The 16,015-nt window shown below is 72.6% G+C and carries 14 protein-coding genes; 6 read left to right on the plus strand and 8 right to left on the minus strand.

Annotated elements, in window-relative coordinates; genetic code table 11:
- Positions 1-71: 71 nt before the first annotated feature.
- The 5 genes from QC283_RS38435 to QC283_RS38455 form a co-directional block, all read right to left on the minus strand.
- Entirely contained in the window at positions 72-1,211 is a 1,140-nt protein-coding gene (locus QC283_RS38435) for a hypothetical protein (protein ID WP_279566437.1), read from the minus strand.
- A 3-nt stretch (positions 1,212-1,214) separates the two neighbouring features.
- Entirely contained in the window at positions 1,215-2,924 is a 1,710-nt protein-coding gene (locus QC283_RS38440; RefSeq protein WP_279566438.1) for a serine/threonine protein kinase, read from the minus strand.
- A gap of 283 nt (positions 2,925-3,207) precedes the next feature.
- Positions 3,208-3,780: a DUF4352 domain-containing protein gene (locus QC283_RS38445; protein ID WP_279566439.1), complete on the minus strand. Its 573-nt coding sequence runs from the start codon at positions 3,778-3,780 to the stop codon at positions 3,208-3,210.
- A gap of 83 nt (positions 3,781-3,863) precedes the next feature.
- Entirely contained in the window at positions 3,864-4,193 is a 330-nt protein-coding gene (locus QC283_RS38450; RefSeq protein WP_279566440.1) for a hypothetical protein, read from the minus strand.
- Between the two features lie 107 nt (positions 4,194-4,300).
- A complete protein-coding gene (locus QC283_RS38455) occupies positions 4,301-5,356 on the minus strand; it encodes a DUF2804 domain-containing protein (RefSeq protein ID WP_279566441.1) in 1,056 nt (351 codons plus the stop codon).
- Positions 5,357-5,504: 148 nt separating this feature from the next.
- On the opposite strand from QC283_RS38455, the gene QC283_RS38460 reads away from it, so the two are divergent.
- The 3 genes from QC283_RS38460 to QC283_RS38470 all read left to right on the plus strand — a co-directional run bounded on the left by QC283_RS38460 (position 5,505) and on the right by QC283_RS38470 (position 9,653).
- A complete protein-coding gene (locus QC283_RS38460) occupies positions 5,505-6,851 on the plus strand; it encodes a DUF692 domain-containing protein (protein ID WP_279566461.1) in 1,347 nt (448 codons plus the stop codon).
- Between the two features lie 117 nt (positions 6,852-6,968).
- A complete protein-coding gene (locus QC283_RS38465; RefSeq protein WP_279566442.1) occupies positions 6,969-7,763 on the plus strand; it encodes a TIGR04222 domain-containing membrane protein in 795 nt (264 codons plus the stop codon).
- 192 nt (positions 7,764-7,955) lie between these two features.
- Positions 7,956-9,653 (plus strand): alpha/beta hydrolase, encoded by a 1,698-nt coding sequence (locus tag QC283_RS38470; RefSeq protein WP_279566443.1) that lies wholly within the window; start codon positions 7,956-7,958, stop codon positions 9,651-9,653.
- Here the strand turns inward: QC283_RS38470 and hemQ are convergent.
- Together hemQ and hemG are read right to left on the minus strand one after the other, a co-directional pair.
- Positions 9,602-10,333: a hydrogen peroxide-dependent heme synthase gene (gene hemQ / locus QC283_RS38475; RefSeq protein ID WP_279566444.1), complete on the minus strand. Its 732-nt coding sequence runs from the start codon at positions 10,331-10,333 to the stop codon at positions 9,602-9,604. The genes QC283_RS38470 and hemQ overlap by 52 nt on opposite strands.
- 4 nt (positions 10,334-10,337) lie before the next feature.
- On the minus strand, positions 10,338-11,816 hold the full coding sequence (hemG, locus tag QC283_RS38480; protein WP_279566445.1) for a protoporphyrinogen oxidase: 1,479 nt from the start codon (positions 11,814-11,816) through the stop codon (positions 10,338-10,340).
- A gap of 233 nt (positions 11,817-12,049) precedes the next feature.
- Here hemG and QC283_RS38485 point away from each other — a divergent pair, with 233 nt between their 5' ends.
- Both QC283_RS38485 and QC283_RS38490 read left to right on the plus strand, forming a co-directional pair.
- Positions 12,050-13,111, plus strand: coding sequence for a DUF4349 domain-containing protein (locus tag QC283_RS38485; protein ID WP_279566446.1), 1,062 nt, complete (start codon positions 12,050-12,052; stop codon positions 13,109-13,111).
- A gap of 27 nt (positions 13,112-13,138) precedes the next feature.
- Complete coding sequence (locus QC283_RS38490; RefSeq protein WP_279566447.1) at positions 13,139-14,554, plus strand: FAD-dependent oxidoreductase; 1,416 nt, start codon at positions 13,139-13,141, stop codon at positions 14,552-14,554.
- Between the two features lie 61 nt (positions 14,555-14,615).
- Here the strand turns inward: QC283_RS38490 and QC283_RS38495 are convergent, their stop codons facing one another.
- Positions 14,616-15,014, minus strand: a complete 399-nt coding sequence (locus QC283_RS38495) for a hypothetical protein (RefSeq protein WP_279566448.1) — start codon at positions 15,012-15,014, stop codon at positions 14,616-14,618.
- 135 nt (positions 15,015-15,149) lie between these two features.
- Between QC283_RS38495 and QC283_RS38500 the strand changes: the two genes are divergently transcribed.
- On the plus strand, positions 15,150-15,968 hold the full coding sequence (locus QC283_RS38500) for a rhomboid family intramembrane serine protease (RefSeq protein ID WP_279566449.1): 819 nt from the start codon (positions 15,150-15,152) through the stop codon (positions 15,966-15,968).
- Positions 15,969-16,015: the final 47 nt, after the last annotated feature.

Consider the following 16,015-nt stretch of genomic DNA (forward strand, 5'->3'; position numbering starts at 1 on the left):
ATAACGCCCCCCATTTGCGTCCCTCCCGACGCATTGTTCCACGGCAGACCACACTCTGATCAACTGGTGGCCTATCGATAAGCTCCTCTGCCCCACCCACCAGGGGTGATCCAAACGACAGGCCCTAGCACTCCGAGGGCGCCGTGCCGGACCAAGGCGGCGGACAGACCGGCGAAACCAGCGGTGGCCGGGGCCCCGGCGAAGCAGGCGTTGAGGACTACCAGCGGATGGAACAGGGCGACCGCGCCCCGCCGGGCCGCCGCGTCGGTGTGCGGTTTGCGGTAGCCGTCCACCAGCGGCGCGTCGATGGGCAGCTCGTCGCTCAGCCGCAGTGCGTGCCACATGTGGCCGCCGTGCTCCTCATACGAACCGTGGCAGAAAAAGTACATCACGTCCTCATCGAGGACCGGCCGGGCCAGGTCCGGGAGGAGTTCGTGACTGAAGTGCCGCTCGGTCAGCTCCAGGCCCTTGTCGAGGAGTTTGAGCACGTCGTCGGCGAGCGGGACGTTCTTCAGGTCCGAGTCCAGGTTCGCGCTGCCAATGGCGCGATGGCGGTCGGACACCCACCAGTAGTCGGCGTACGCCCCCGAGGTCGACTCGACCTGGTGCCGGTGGCCGAGGAACAGCCGGAAGGGGTCACCGGTCAGGCGGCCGCCCTCCAGCAGCCGCTCGTATCCGACGGCCAGCATGGGCCACGGTACGCCCAGGTCGGAGTCAAACCGAATGCGCAGGTCATCGCTCTCCAGGGCGTTCAGCAGGTGGCCGCGGAAGCGCACCAGCTCACGCTCCTCCCCGGCGAGCAGTTCCCCCAGCAGGTACGCGCCCTCCCGGGCCAGTTCGCTCACCTGCGCCAGCAGTTCGGACTGCGGGCGCTCGGTGAGATCGGCGTTGCGCAGGTACGGCTTCTTCTCACGCAGCCGGTTCGATCCGGGCACCGGCTCGAACTGGACGAACTGCTGCCAGCGGGATATGAGCCGGGCCGAGAGCGAGGAAATCTCGTCCGCGCCGAGGGTCAACCGGGCGTGGTGGGAGGTCGCACGGGGCTGAGGCAGCAGTCCCGTCTCGCTCCACATGGAGATCAGGACGACGTCCCTGGCAGGACTGCGCAGCGTCACCGTCAGTTCCCGGGGCGCACAGGCGGGTGCCTCCGGGAGCAGCCGGTAGCCGCGGCTCGGGTCTTGCTCGGTGATCAGGTCGATCTCGTGGTCCAAGGGTTACGACTCCGGTCCTCGCGGCGGTGCGGTTGCTGAGCCGACGAGGGCGGGCTCCGTGGTGACCAGGGTGGCGCTCAGCTCCTGAAGGACGACGCCGTGCGCCCGGTCGTAGACGGTGAGCCGCAGTCGGTGCCTTCCGGAAGTGTGGGCCGTGAAGGTGAACTCGGCGGGGCCGGACGCGTTGTCCTGGACGCGGTAGCCGGTACACGGGGGCGTCACGGTGGCGTCGGCGGACCGCGCGGAGGCCACCAGCATCAGCTCGGCGGGCTCTCGGTCGGCACCGGCAGCCCGGAACCACGGGTGCCCTTCGGGCACTTCCAGGGCGAATTCGAGCACCATGGGCTGGCCCACCCGGGTGGGCCCGTCCCGCAGGACCAGACGAGGCGTGCACGCCGGCAGACCGGCCTGCACGGGGACGGGCGCCTCGGGGGAGGCACCGAAGGAAGCGGGCGAGTCTGCCGGCCCGGCGACCGCGGGAGAGTCCCTAGGGGAGCGGACCGGCGGAGCGGCGGAACGCCCAGCGCCCGGCTCACCCCGGCGGCGCTGGGCCCGCGGCAGCAGCGCCAGGCAATGCCATGCTGCCTTGCCCACCACCAGGACGAAACCCGAGGCCAGCCCGAAGACCAGGGAGGACAGGACCGCGGACTCGGCGTCCGGGCCGGAGGACCGGTCGACCAGGTGCAGGCCGAAGTACGCGGCCAATATGCCGGTCAGGAATGCCGTCACCACCCGGCTGGTGACCGTGGTGAACAACTGGACCAGCACGGCCTCCAGCCGGTCCCGGGCACCGCGCGGCTTCCGGTTGGGCACCGCCCAGTGTCCGCCCGCCAGCGGTTCGTGGGCCTCGGCGATCCGCTGCAGCGTGACCAGTGCCGGGGCGGCCGAGGCACGGGCGCCGGGTTGTGGGGAGAGCAGCATCTCCAGCAGCGCGTTCAGTTCGTGCTCGCCGGGGATCCGCGGCGGCCGGGCGTCGTGGACCTTCCGGACCGGGCGGAACCGCCGCAGGGGGCCGTACAGCAGCCCGGTACCCGCCAGGATCCGGTGAAGGATCATACCCATCGCCCACAGGTCTCCGGAGGCGGTGGCCACTGGCGGGGACGTGGCCTTGCCGGAAGTCAGTTCAGGCGCGGTGTAACGGGAGTTGGGCTGCCAGGGCCGTATCCACGGCCCCCGGTCCTCGCCCGGGCCGGGTTTCAGCCCGTACCCCGCCACGGCCAGGGAGCGGTCGGCTCGGAAGAACACGTTGTGCGGGTCCACCTGTCCGTGCGCAATCCCGGCCGAGTGAAGCTCGTCCAGGGCCTGGGCCAGCTCCACCCCGAGGTAGGCCGCGTCCCCACGCTCTAGTCGGCCCTGCTCGTCCAGCAACTGGTGCAGGGAGAACGGCTGGACTGGATCCATCACGACCCATAACGATCCCTGCTGCTCGAACACGTCGTTGACGGCCAGCACGTGGGGGCTGCGCGGGGACTCCAGCCGTTCCACCTGGCGGACGAGGTGCCCGAGGACGCCCACCGCCTCCTTGTCCGCCACGGTCCTGCCCGACTTGCGGACGTTGCGTGACGGCGCCGTGTGCGGGCGTAGCTGCTGGATGAACACCTCGCTGCGGGTGGCGGAGTCGAAGGCCTGCCAATAGACCGAGTCCCCGTGCTCCTCCCAGCAGTCCTCCAGCCAGTACCGGTCCTGGAGCACTTCCTGATCCTCGGCTGCCATCGCCCTCCCCCGACCCGGCGCGTTCACGCCCCGCGCCCCGGATGGTTGGAGAGTAGCGGTTGCCGGTCACAGGGCGCAGCGGATATCGGGCACCGCCGAGCCCCGGTCGGCCGGCTCTAGAGGCGTCGGCAACCGGTGTGGGCCCACGGACCTCTGTCACGGCTTCAGCAAGCCTGCGCGCGAGTTACTTGTGGAGACTGCTCGTGGTTGGGCCCAACGCGCGCCAACTGTGCAAGACGGTGGCGGGCATGGGTGAGCAAGCCCCACGACCAGCTATGCGCCGTCAGCCGATGGACCACTCCGCCAATTCGCCGCCCTCGGGCTCATAGACCAGCCGTTCGGGCTTCGAGTCGCTCGGCACGGGGAAGGCGATCAGACCGGCCGCGCACCGACCGGGCTTCACCGTCTTGCCCATGGGGAACTCCGGCTTGGGCATGTCACCGCCAGAGGAACCGGTGACCTCGATACTCGTACCGTCCTCGTAGGAGAGAGACCAGGGGAACTGACTGACCTCGACGTCGATGCCCTGCACGTTACAGACCTTGACTCTGGCGGTGGCCCATGTATCCCCGCCCTGAAAGCCTTGCGGTTTCCCGGGCTGCGGCCCCTTGTACGGCTGCTGGTACTCCAAAGCCTGGACAGTGATGTGCAGGTCGTTCTCAAGGTCGTTGATGTCCTTCTTGGTACCCATCTTCAGGACGTCTTCAGCGGTGGCCAGCGTTCCCTGGGGGTTGGGCTGGGCGGTCACCGTCTGCGTGACGGTGACGCGGATCTTCTCCGGTTCTCCGCTGCTACTACAAGCGGTGACGGTGGCTGCCCCGAGCAGGGCGGCGCAGGTGGCGATACGGGATCTCATAGTCCCCCCAAGGACAGTCGGTACTGAGCAGCATCATGCGCTATGTGAAGATCTCGCGTGCCTGGCGTGACTGTGCCGTGATCTCATTCAGTGTGGCGGCTTCGCGTTGGACAGCGGTGCTCCGCAACGGTGGCGGCCACGATGCGGATCGCGGCGCGCGTGACCGTCGCACTCTCCCGCGAGGCGTTGGGACTGGCGCGGCCGACGCGTAGGACGGCGCGGGCCTGGAGCAGCGGCTCATCCAGGACGAGGAAACAGGCGGTCGTCCACAGCGCCTCCTGCGGCTCCGTGGCGACCAACTCCGGCGCGATGGCGGCGCCCTTCCGGCGGATCGCCGCGAGGTCGTGGCGGATCGTGTCCTTACCGACTCCGAGATCGCACTGGGGCCGTCGTGCACGGTGATGGCGGATCATCCGGCGCTGCGGTGAGGCCGGCACACACCGGCTGACCGAGAGCGCCCCCGGCACCGCGCCGGACCGGACCGCGCCACACCGGACCGGGGGGCGCCGCGACGCGGCCGTCACCAGCGCATGTGGACGTCCTCGGCCCAGCCCAGGAGCCGCTCCACGGTGATCTCGGTGCCGTCGTCGGTGCGGATCCGGCCGTCGTAGTGGCCGAAGCGCTGGTCGGTGCGGTTGACGATCAGACCGGCGTTGGTGTGCGCGGAGCGGTTGTGGAACGGCGTGAAGGTGAGGTCCACCTGGTCGGACGAGGGCGTACGGACGGTCCAGGGAGCCAGTGGGTCCGAGGGGGACCAGCGCCAGTCCAGCTCCTCGCCGATCTTGGTGAGCCGGCCGTCCACGCAGAGTCCGTTCTCGGTCGACCCGGTGCCCTCCGTCCAGCGCCCGCCGAACTGGAGACCCACCGTGTGCCCGTCGGTGCGGCCGGAAGCGGCGCCCCAGTTCCAGTCGACCGTGCGTGGCCAGCGGCCCCGGCCGTGGTCCAGCACGGCCCAGGCCTCACCGCCGTCCCCGCCGAAACCCAGGACCTCGGTGCCGATCCTGACCCCGCCGGTGGCGGGGAGCGCGGTCTGCTTGGACGTGTACTGGAAACGCCGTTCGCTCCACGGCACCACGACCGAGAGCGACTCGTGTCCCTCAGGACGCTCGACCAGGAGGTCGACCTCCACGGGCAGCCGTTCCGGAGTGAGGCAGCGGGCCCTCAGCCGTGTGCCACCGTCCTCGTCGCGGATCTCCACGCGCACCTTGCCGCCGGTCGGCCGCTCGGGGCCCACAACGACGTCCCCGGCGCCCGGGGTGCCTGCGACGGTGTCCGGGAGGCGGACGCCACGGCCGGCCGGGATCACCGCGGCACGCTCGAACTCGAGCCCCGTCGGCCCGTACTCCAGCAGGTAGACGGAGTTCAGCGCGAGGAAGTCGAGGTCACTGACGGTCAGCGCCACGAGGTGGGTGGGTGTCGTCACGCACCAGTGCTCCCACCGCTTGGTGCGGCCCCAGCCACGCAGGTTGGCGCGGTGCAGCGGCACCCTGGACCAGCCGACGGCCGCCGGATCGAGCCTGCCGTCTGGCAGACAGAGGTCGACGGGCTCGGTGATCTCGTTCTCGTGCGTCGCCATGGGCGGAGCCTATCCGCGGCGGCGCGAAGCTCAGATGTTGCTCTGAACATGCCCTGCCAGGGGTTGGGTCCGGGCCGGGCGGGCGATATCCCCGGCATGCGCGCAGAAGGGGGACCTGGCCATGGAACGAGTGGGACGACTGGGACGACTGGGACGACTGGGAACCGGTATCGGATGGCGTCCGGAGATCGCGGACGCCGTTGAGCGGATGCCCGGCATCGACTGGGTCGAGGCCGTGTCCGAGAACCTCTGCCCCGGGCATCTGCCCGACTCGCTGCTGCGGCTGCGCGAGCGCGGGGTGACCGTCGTGCCGCACGGTGTCTCGCTCGGGCTCGGCGGTGCCGAGCGGCCGGACGCGGGGCGGCTGGCCGCGCTGGCCGAACGGGCTCGGGTGCTGGAGTCGCCGCTGGTCACCGAGCACATCGCGTTCGTCCGGGCGGGCGGTCCGCTGACCGCCTCCCCGCCCCTGGAGGCGGGGCACCTGCTGCCGGTGCCGCGCACCCGCGACGCCCTCGACGTGCTGTGCGAGAACGTGCGCATCGCACAGGACGCGCTGCCCGTGCCGCTCGCCGTGGAGAACATCGCCGCGCTCATCTCCTGGCCGGACGACGAGGAGATGACGGAGGGGCAGTTCCTGTACGAATTGGCCGACCGGACGGGAGTGCGGCTGCTGATCGACGTGGCGAACCTGCACACCAACCACGTCAATCGCGGCGAGGACCCGGCCGAGGCGCTCGCCGAACTGCCGCTGGAGGCCATCGCCTACGTCCATGTCGCGGGCGGGGTCGAACGCGACGGCGTCTGGCACGACAGTCACGCCCACCCCGTCGCGCGACCGGTGCTCGACATCCTCACCGACCTCGCCTCACGCGTGACGCCACCGGGCGTGCTGCTGGAGCGCGACGAGAACTTCCCCGAGGGCGAGGAACTCGAGGCGGAGGTGGAGGCGATCCGCGCCGCCGTGGAGAAGGGGCGGGCGGCGGGTACGGTGCCCGCCGCGACCGGGCCCAAGGCGGTGACACCGCGCGCCGCGCGTGCCGGTGCCGGTGCCGGTGCCGGTGCCGGTGCCGGTGCCGGTGACGCCGTACGTCAGCGGCTCGGTCTCGCGCAGGCCGCGCTGCTGTCCGCGCTGGTCGCCGGGACGCCCGCGCCCGAGGGGTTCGACCGGGTGCGGCTGGGGGTGCAGGCACGGGCGCTCGCCGGGAAGCGGGCGGACGTGGTCGCGAAGGTCGCGCCGGAACTGCCGGAGATCCTCGGTGCGGGATACCGGCCGGCCTTCCTCGCCTACGCCCACCGGCGTCCGATGACGGATGGTTACCGGCGGGACGCCCTCGCCTTCGTCGAGCACCTGATGCGGGACGGCGGCACGCAGGACGCCGACGCGCGGCGGGAGTTGCGGGAGTGGTGGCTGGAGCGGTCGGGACCGGTGCCGCGGCCGGAGCGTGCCGGGGTGCGGTGGGCCCGTGCGACCAGGCGTGTTCTGCTGCGCCGCTGAACCGGACACGGCCTCGCCGGGACATCACCAAACGGAACGTCACATACCCACAACACTGCGTCCCGAAATGTGAACAGGGCATGGCGCCGGCGAAAGCCTTTGGCATAGAAGTACGGCATGTTCTGGGTCCTTCTGCTCCTGTCGGCCTGGGCCGTCGCCGGCCTGGCGTGTCTGCGGCTGTGTCTGGCCGCCGTGCGAGCGGCGGCCGTCGACCCGCACGCCGTGGGCCGTGAGCACGCGCTGACGCTGTACGAGGCGGCGTTCCTGTCCGGCGGCCCCCGGCGGGTCGCCGACCTGACGCTGGTCTCCATGGCGCGTCAGCGCCGGCTGCTGCTCGCGCACACCGGCTGGGCGACCGTCGTCGACCCGTGCGGACGGGACGAGATGGAACGGTCGGTCATAGGCGCGATAGGACCGGAGGGGCAGTCCCGGATAGCGCCGGTACGGTCCGCCGCGGCCACCGCCGACGCGGTGCGGGGCCTGGCCGACCGACTGGTCGGCGCGGGCCTCGCCGTGCCGGACGGCGCCCCCGGCGTCGCGGCCGGGGTCCGGCGGGTGCGGTTCGCCGCGGTGGCCGTGTGCGCGCTGGGCGCGTGCGCCCTGGCGCTGCCGCTTCCCGTGGACCAGCCGCGCCTGCTGATCGCCCTGTGGTTCGCGCTGCCGCTCACCCTGACCCTGGGGTGCCTCGCGATCACGCGGATGGAGGTCCACCCGTACTCGCGCTGGGCCTCCCCGGCCGGGCAGCGGCTGATCAGTGCCCTCGTCCGGCACGCCGACGGCACGGCGGACGACCGCGCGTACCTGACCTCGGTCGCCGTACGCGGCGTCCACGCGATCGGCGAACCGGACCTGCGGGCGGCCTTCGCCCACCGCGAGGACTACGCCGAGGAGCACTGGGAGCGCCGGGCCTGACGGGGCCTACAGGGCTACAGGGGCTCCGGGGCCTACAGGGCTTACGGGGCTACGTGGCTTACGGAGCTACGGGGCTTACGGGCCGGGGGCGTGCGGAGGCACTCGGCGCCGACACCCGCGCGCGGTGCTTGCCCTGCCCGGCCGCCGCACCAAACATCCCTTGTGTCACGCCGTGCACCGAAGGGATACGCGATGCGAGCTGCCGCCCTCTACTCGGCCGCCGGGTCCTTGCTGCTGGCCACCCTCGCCGCCGCCCCGGCTGAGGGGGCTCCGCGCGGTCCCGGGGCCGCCGAGGCGCGCGGCACCGCCGTGGCCGCCGAGCGGGCGGCGGCGGACGGCATCGACTTCGGCAGGTGCCCGGAGGCGGAGGACCTGCCGGGCAGCATGCGCTGCGGCACGGTCGCCGTTCCCCTGGACTACGCGCACCCCGACGGGAAGCGGATCCTGCTCACCGTCAGCCGGGTGCGGGCCACCCACAAGGACCCGGACGACAGCGGGCGCGAGGTGCCCGGACAGGGCGCGCTGCTGTACAACCCGGGCGGTCCGGGCGCCTCGGGGCTGCACTTCCCGCTGGTCGGCATGGTGCCCGAGTGGAAGCGGATCGCGGCGGCGTACGACCTCGTCGGGTACGCCCCGCGCGGGGTCGCGCCCTCCGCGCCGCTGTCCTGCCAGGACCCCGGGGAGTTCTTCGAGGGGCCCCGGCCGGCTCCGACGCAGCCCTCGGACGCGTACAAGAAGGAGCGTGCCGCCGAGGCCGAGGCGTACGCGCGCGGCTGCGCCGAACGGACCGGGGACGCGCTGCGGCACTACCACTCCCTCAACAACGCCCGCGACCTGGAGGTCGTACGGGCCGCGCTGGGCGAGCGGCGACTCACGTTCATGGGCGCGTCGTACGGCACCTACCTCGGGGCGCTGTACGCCGAGCTGTTCCCCTCGCGCGTGCGGCGGATGGTGTTCGACTCGGTGGTGAACCCGGACCCCGAGCGGGTCTGGTACCGCAACAACCTCGACCAGTCGGAGGCGTTCGAGGACCGCTGGACGGACTTCAAGGTGTGGATGGCCGGGCACGACGCCGTGTACGGGCTCGGGGACACGGCGGCGAAGGTGCAGCACAGCTACGAGAAGGCGAGCGCGCGGCTCGCGGCGGAACCCGCGGGCGGCACCGTCGGGCCGGCGCAGTTGCAGGGGGCGTTCCTGCGGGCCGGGTACTACGACGACTACTGGCCGCACCGCGCGGAGGCACTGTCGGCGTATCTGAAGGGGGATCCGCAGCCGCTGATCGACCAGGCGGGGACGCGGACCGAGGAGGGGGCGGCCGGGGCGGAGAACTCCAGCGCCGTGTACACGGCCGTCGAGTGCAACGACGCGCCCTGGCCGACCGACTTCGCGGTCTGGGACCGGGACAACACGCGGCTGGCACGCCGGGCGCCGTTCGAGACGTGGGACAACGTGTGGACGAACCTGCCGTGCGCCTTCTGGCAGGCACCCCGGCAGACCCCCCTCGACGTGCGCACCGGACCGGGCGAGCTGCCGCCGACCCTGATCCTGGCCGCCGAACGGGACGCGGCCACTCCGTACGGCGGCGCGCTGGAGCTGCGCGGGCGGTTGTCCGGCTCGGTGCTGGTGACCGAGCGGGACGCCGGCACGCACGGCGTCGCCGCAGGTCCGAACGCCTGCGTCAACGGCCACCTGGAGGCGTACCTGCTGGACGGGCGCCTCCCGGCGCGGGACGCGTCGTGCGCCCCGCGCCCGGCACCCGAGCCGAGGTCCGCGCCCGAGCCGCGGGCCGGGCGGGCCGCGAAACCGGCGGCCGCTCAGCCGCAAAACCGGCTGCCTGCTCAGGCGAGCCCGGCCACCAGCTCACCGATGTCCTTGCGGCGCCCCGTGTAGAACGGGACCTCCTCGCGGACGTGCATCCGGGCCTCGGAGCCGCGCAGGTGACGCATGAGGTCGACGATGCGGTCAAGCTCGTCGGCCTCGAAGGCGAGGAGCCACTCGTAGTCGCCGAGGGAGAACGAGGCGACCGTGTTGGCGCGCACGTCCGGGTAGCCGCGGGCCATCTTGCCGTGGTCGGCGAGCATGCGGCGGCGGTCCTCGTCGGGCAGCAGGTACCAGTCGTAGGAACGCACGAACGGGTAGACGCTGATGTAGTTGCGGGGCGTCTCGTCCGCCAGGAAGGCGGGGATGTGCGAGCGGTTGAACTCGGCGGGGCGGTGCAGCGCCATGTTCGACCAGACCGGCTCCAGCGCGCGGCCCAGCTTCGTGCGGCGGAAGAGGTTGTACGCCTCCTGGAGCTGGTCGGCGGTCTCGGCGTGCCACCAGATCATGAGGTCGGCGTCGGCGCGCAGTCCGGACACGTCGTAGGTGCCGCGGATCGTCACGTCCTTGGCGGCGAGCTGGTCGAACAGCTCCTGGACCTCTTCGGCGTAGCCCGCGCGGTCCTCGGGCAGCACGTCCTTGAGCTTGAAGACGGACCAGAGGGTGTAGCGGATGACCTCGTTGAGGTCCTTGGCCAGCTTGCCCTTGTTGGGGATCCGGTCGGCAGCGGTGGTGGAGGCGTCGTCACTCATGACTCTATTCTCCCGCTCCGCCGTGCAGGCTCGGCACCGGGTGGGCGGTGAGTCGCTCCACACCGCGCGGGTCGCCCCGGAGCAGGTCCACGGCCGCGTACGCGCTCGCGATGCTCGCCGGGATGCCGACGCCGTCGTAGGCCGCGCCGCACACCGCGAGGCCCGGGAGTTTCGCGACGTGTTCGCGGACGCGGGCCACGCGCGCGTGGTGGCCGACGGGGTACTGGGGCAGGCCGTCCTGCCAGCGGGTGACGCGGGTGGCGACGGGTTCGGCGGTGAGACCGGTGGCCTCCTTCAGGTCGTGCCGGGAAACGGCGACGAGGCCCGCGTCGTCGCGGCCCAGGATCTCCGTCTCGCCGTACCGTCCGACGGAGGTGCGCAGGACGACCAGGTCCGGGTCCTCGTCGGCGATCCAGCCCCACTTGCGGGAGGCGAAGGTAGCCGCCTTGATGGTGCGCCCGTCGACCGGCGGCACCAGGAAGCCGCTGCCCTCGGGGAGCGCGGCGGCGTCGGAACGGCGGTAGGCGAGGGAGATCAACGCCATGGAGGCGTACTCGACGGCGGCCAGCTCGGCCGCGGCGGCGGGCGCCTCGGCGCGCAGCAGCTCGGCGGCGGGGCGAGCGGGGACGGCGACGACGACCGCGTCGGCGTGCAGTCGCCGGTCGCCGGCGACGATCCGCCAGCCGTCCGGGGCGGTGCGGCGCAGCTCCGTCACGGGCGCGTGGGTGACGATCTCGCCGCCCCGCGCGCGCACCGACTCCGCGACCGCGGGCGGGAGGGTGCCGATGCCGCCCTCGATGCCCATGAACACCGGGCCGCTCGGCGGGGAGGTGGCCGTCCGGCCCTGGAGGGCGCGCACCGCCTCGGTGAGCGAGGTGTGGGTGCGGGCGGCCTCGAAGAGCTGGGGCACGGCCGAGCGCAGCGAGATGCGGTACGCGTCGCCCGCGTAGACGCCGCCCAGCAGTGGCTCCACGAGGCGGTCGACGACCTCGCGGCCGAGGCGCGCCGCCACGTACTCCCCCACCGCGACGTCGTCGCCGACCTCGGTGCGGGGGAGTTCGGCGTCGCGCTCGATGCGGGCGAGGCCCTCCTCGGAGAGGACGCCGGTCAGTACGGCGGCGGTGCCGGGGACGCCCATGACGTGTCCCTTGGGCATGGGGCGCAGGGCGCCGCGGGTCCACAGGGAGGCCGACGCGGTGGACGGCGGCTGGAGGCGGTCGGCGAGACCCACCTCGCGGGCCAGGCCGACGGCCTCGGGACGGCGGGCCAGCATCGACTCGGCGCCGAGGTCGACGCGTACTCCGGCGATCTCGCCGGGCAGCAGCTTGCCGCCGACTCGGTCCGACGCCTCCAGCACGGTGACCCGCGCGCCGCGCTCCAGCAGCCGGTGGGCGGCGGCCAGTCCGGCGATGCCGGCTCCGATGACGACGACATGCCCCGTTTCCGCGGGAATCTCGCCCGCGGGGCTCTCACTTGCGCACATGCCTCCAGCGTCTCAGACGGCACCGGCACCGCCGCCGGGCCGGCCGGCCCCCGCGCTCGCGCCGGAGGTCCCGAAGAGGAGGGCCCAAGAGGTCCGGAAGAGGCCTCCGTCAGGCCCGGAGGAGGCCCTGCGAGTCCTGACCGTGACCGCTTCGGAACCGTTCCGCGCCAACGTTCACACCCCTCCCCGCGTCGAAGGAGCGTCAGTCGTCACGACTCTCGGGGGTACCCACCATGCACGTACGACGATCAGCACCACGGTCGGCACGACGATCCGTGTCATCCGCCCGCGCCCTGGCCGGTCTGCTCCTGGCCACGGCCCTGGCCCTCACCGGCTGCACCGGGGCGGGCGGCGGATCCGACTCCTCCGGCAGCGCCGCCAAGGAGGCCGTCGCGACCCAGGAGGACTCCCGGGCGGACTCCCGGGCGGAGGGCCGTGCCGAGGACCGGGCCGGTGCCGCGGGCGGCGAGGCCGACGGCGCGAAGGCGACGGCGCCCGCGAACCTCGCACCGGCCCACATCATCCGCACCGCCTCGCTGACGGTGCAGGTCGAGGACGCCCCGAAGGCCCTCGACACGGCCCGCACCGCGACCGAGAACGCCGGCGGCTACGTCGGCGACGAGACCACCACCAGGGACGAGGAGGGCCACGAGCGGACCAAGGTCGTACTGCGCGTCCCCGTGGAGCGCTACGAGGAGGTGCTCGAGGAGTTGGAGGGCGCCGGGAAACTCCTCGAACGCGGTGCGAAGGCCGAGGACGTCACCGACCAGGTCGTGGACGTGGAGAGCCGCGTCACGTCGCAGCGCGCCAGCGTGGCCCGGATCCGCGAGCTGATGGACCGGGCGACGAAACTGAGCGACGTGGTGACGCTGGAGGGCGAGCTGAGTACCCGCCAGGCGGAACTGGAGGCACTGCTCGCCCGGCAGGCGGCCCTGAAGGACCGCACGAGCCTGGCCACCATCACCCTCTCCTTGTCCGAGACGCCGGTGGAGCGGGCGGAGAAGGATGACGATCCCGGGTTCACGGACGCGCTGGCCGGTGGCTGGGACGCCTTCGTGACGATGCTGCGCTGGCTGGCGGTGGCGCTCGGCGCGGTGCTGCCGTTCGCCGCGGTGGCGGCACTGCTGGTACTGCTGTGGCTGCGGGTGGTACGGCCCCGGCTGCCGCGCCGCCCGGCGCCGGTGCCCACGACGGCCGCCTCCGCCACGCCCTCCCCGCTGCCGATGGCCCGGCCGGCGCCCGAGGCCGCACGCCGGGAAGCCGCGCGCGGCGAGGAGCCCGACGGGCGGGACTGAAATGCCCCGTCCCCGTAGCGTGTTCGCATGGACATGAGTGCTGCGAGCGGGACGAGCGGGACCGGACGGGCCGAAGAGCGACTGGTCGTGATCGGCGGTGACGCCGCGGGGATGTCCGCGGCGTCACAGGCACGCCGGCTGAAGGGCCCGGACGAGCTGGAGATCGTGGCGTTCGAACGCGGCCACTTCAGCTCCTTCTCGGCGTGCGGCATCCCGTACTGGGTCGGCGGAGACGTGACCGACCGGGACGACCTGATCGCCAGGACGCCCGAGGAGCACCGCGCCCGCGGCATCGACCTGCGGATGCGCACCGAGGTCACGGAGATCGACGTGGCCGGCGGGCGGGTACGCGCGCGTGACGTCGAGTCCGGGGCGGAGTCCTGGACGTCGTACGACAAGCTCGTGATCGGTACCGGTGCCCGCCCGATCCGTCCGGAGCTGCCGGGTGTCGACGCGCCCGGCGTACACGGGGTGCAGACGCTGGACGACGGGCAGGCGCTGCTCGACACGCTGGCACACACGCGTGGCCGTCGCGCGGTGGTCGTCGGCGCCGGGTACATCGGCGTGGAGATGGCCGAGGCGCTCATCAACCGCGGCTACGAGGTGACGGTCGTCAACCGCGGCCGGGAACCGATGTCCACCCTCGACCCGGACATGGGCCGCATGGTGCACGAGGCGATGGAGGGTCTCGGCATCACCATGGTGAACGGCGCCGAGGTCACCAAGGTGCTGACGGGGGACGACGGCCGGGTGCGGGCGGTGGCCACCGAGGACGCCGAGTTCCCGGCGGACGTGGTGGTGCTCGGCATCGGCGTACGCCCCGAGACCGCGCTCGCGAAGGCCGCCGGTCTGCCGATCGGCGCCAGTGGCGGGCTGCTGACCGACCTGGGCATGCGGGTGCGCGGGCACGAGAACATCTGGGCCGGCGGCGACTGCGTGGAGGTGCTCGACCTGGTCTCCGGGCAGCAGCGGCACATCCCCCTCGGCACCCACGCCAACAAGCACGGCCAGGTCATCGGCACCAACGCGGGCGGCGGCTACGCCACTTTCCCGGGCGTGGTCGGCACGGCGGTCAGCAAGGTCTGCGACCTGGAGATCGCGCGGACCGGACTGCGCGAGAAGGACGCGCTGCGGGCGGGGCTGCGGTTCGTGACGGTCACCATCGAGTCCACCAGCCGGGCCGGCTACTACCCGGGCGCCTCCCCCATGACGGTGAAGATGCTCGCCGAGCGGCGCACCGGACGGCTGCTCGGCGTCCAGATCGTCGGCCGCGAGGGCGCGGGCAAGCGGGTCGACATCGCCGCGGTGGCCCTCACGGCCGGGATGACGGTGGAGCGGATGACGGCCCTGGACCTGGGTTACGCGCCGCCGTTCTCACCGGTGTGGGACCCCGTACTGGTCGCCGCGCGGAAGGCGGCGAGGGCGGTGGAGCGGCAGGCCTGACGGCCCGGCCCGAGGGAGCGGCCCGGCGAGTGGTCCGGCGAAGTGGTCCGGGCTCCGGTGACTAGGCCCTCCCGTTGATCCGGTCGATGGCCTGCCGTGCCTGCTCGGCCGGGGGCCGTGACGGCAGGGACGACACCGACGCGGCGGTGGTCACGGACGCCGGGGTGGTCACCGCCGCCGGGGCCGCCACCGGCGTCTGCGCCGTCACCGGTGCCGGGCCGCTCACCGCGGGCGGTTGTTCACCGGCCGGCCTGGCGTGCGCCGCGGCGCGTGTGGAGCGCAGCCGGTGGCTCACCGCCTCGTCCAGTGTCACCGGCCGCTGCGTCTGCGCCGCCAGCCGCCCGGCCTCCTGACCGAGCCGGGCGACGTCCTCCCAGGGCAGGCGCAGCACGAGGGCGACCTCGGCCTCGCCGTCGGGCAGGGCGTGCATCGCCGGAGCCGGTGTGACCCGTTCGTTCATCGCCTGATCCTCACGTCGTCCCCGCGCCCCGCCTTCCCCGGACCGCGGGCGGTTGACAGGAGATACGCGCGCACGGGCGCGGGCGTTCAGGGGACGTACCGGTTCACCGTGTGGCAGACGGGCAAGTAGTGTCTCGTGGTCATCCCCGTCCATGACGTGAACCCTGCCCGCCGTACCCCCTGGGTGACGTACGCCCTGATCCTCGCGAACGTCCTGGTCTTCCTCTTCACCCCCGGCATGACCGGTTCCGCGACGGGCGAGGGCGGTCTCGCGCAGACGTGTCATCTCCAGGCGTTCCTGGACCAGTACGCGGCGGTGCCGCAGGAGTTGCTGCACCACCGGATGCCCCGGCTGGTGCCGACCGGCGAGACCGGGGTCGGCCCGCGGGGGCCGGGCTGCGTGGTCGGCCCGCCGGACTACGACAAGTCCGCGGAACTGAGCGTGCTGACGGCGATGTTCCTGCACGGCGGCTGGCTGCACCTGCTGGGCAACATGCTCTTCCTCTGGATTTTCGGCAACAACGTCGAGGACCGCATGGGCCACCTGCGCTACCTGCTGTTCTACGGTGTCTGCGGCTACGCGGCGACCTACGGCTTCGCCCTCCTCAACGCCGACTCGGGCGCCCCGCTGATCGGCGCGTCGGGCGCGATCGCCGGGGTGCTCGGTGCCTATCTGGTGCTGTATCCGAAGGCCCGCGTATGGGTTCTCGTCCCCTTCCTCATCTTCCTGCCGCTGCGCCTGCCGGCCTGGGTCGTGCTGGGTTTCTGGTTCGGGCTCCAGGCGGTCTACTCGTCCGGCGGGGCCGTCTCCGACGCGGGCACCGTGGCGTACGTGGCCCATGTCGTCGGTTTCGTGGCCGGCATGCTGATCGCCTGGCCGCTGCGGCGCGGCACCCCGCCCCCGCCGGAGTCGCGCGGACTGCTGTTCGGGAGACGAGCCCGGCCGGGCTGGTGACTGGGAGTGGGTAAGCTCCCGGACCACAGGGTCTACGGCTTGGGGGA

It is taken from the genome of Streptomyces sp. DH41 (assembly GCF_029813785.1).
Classification (GTDB): Bacteria; Actinomycetota; Actinomycetes; order Streptomycetales; family Streptomycetaceae; genus Streptomyces.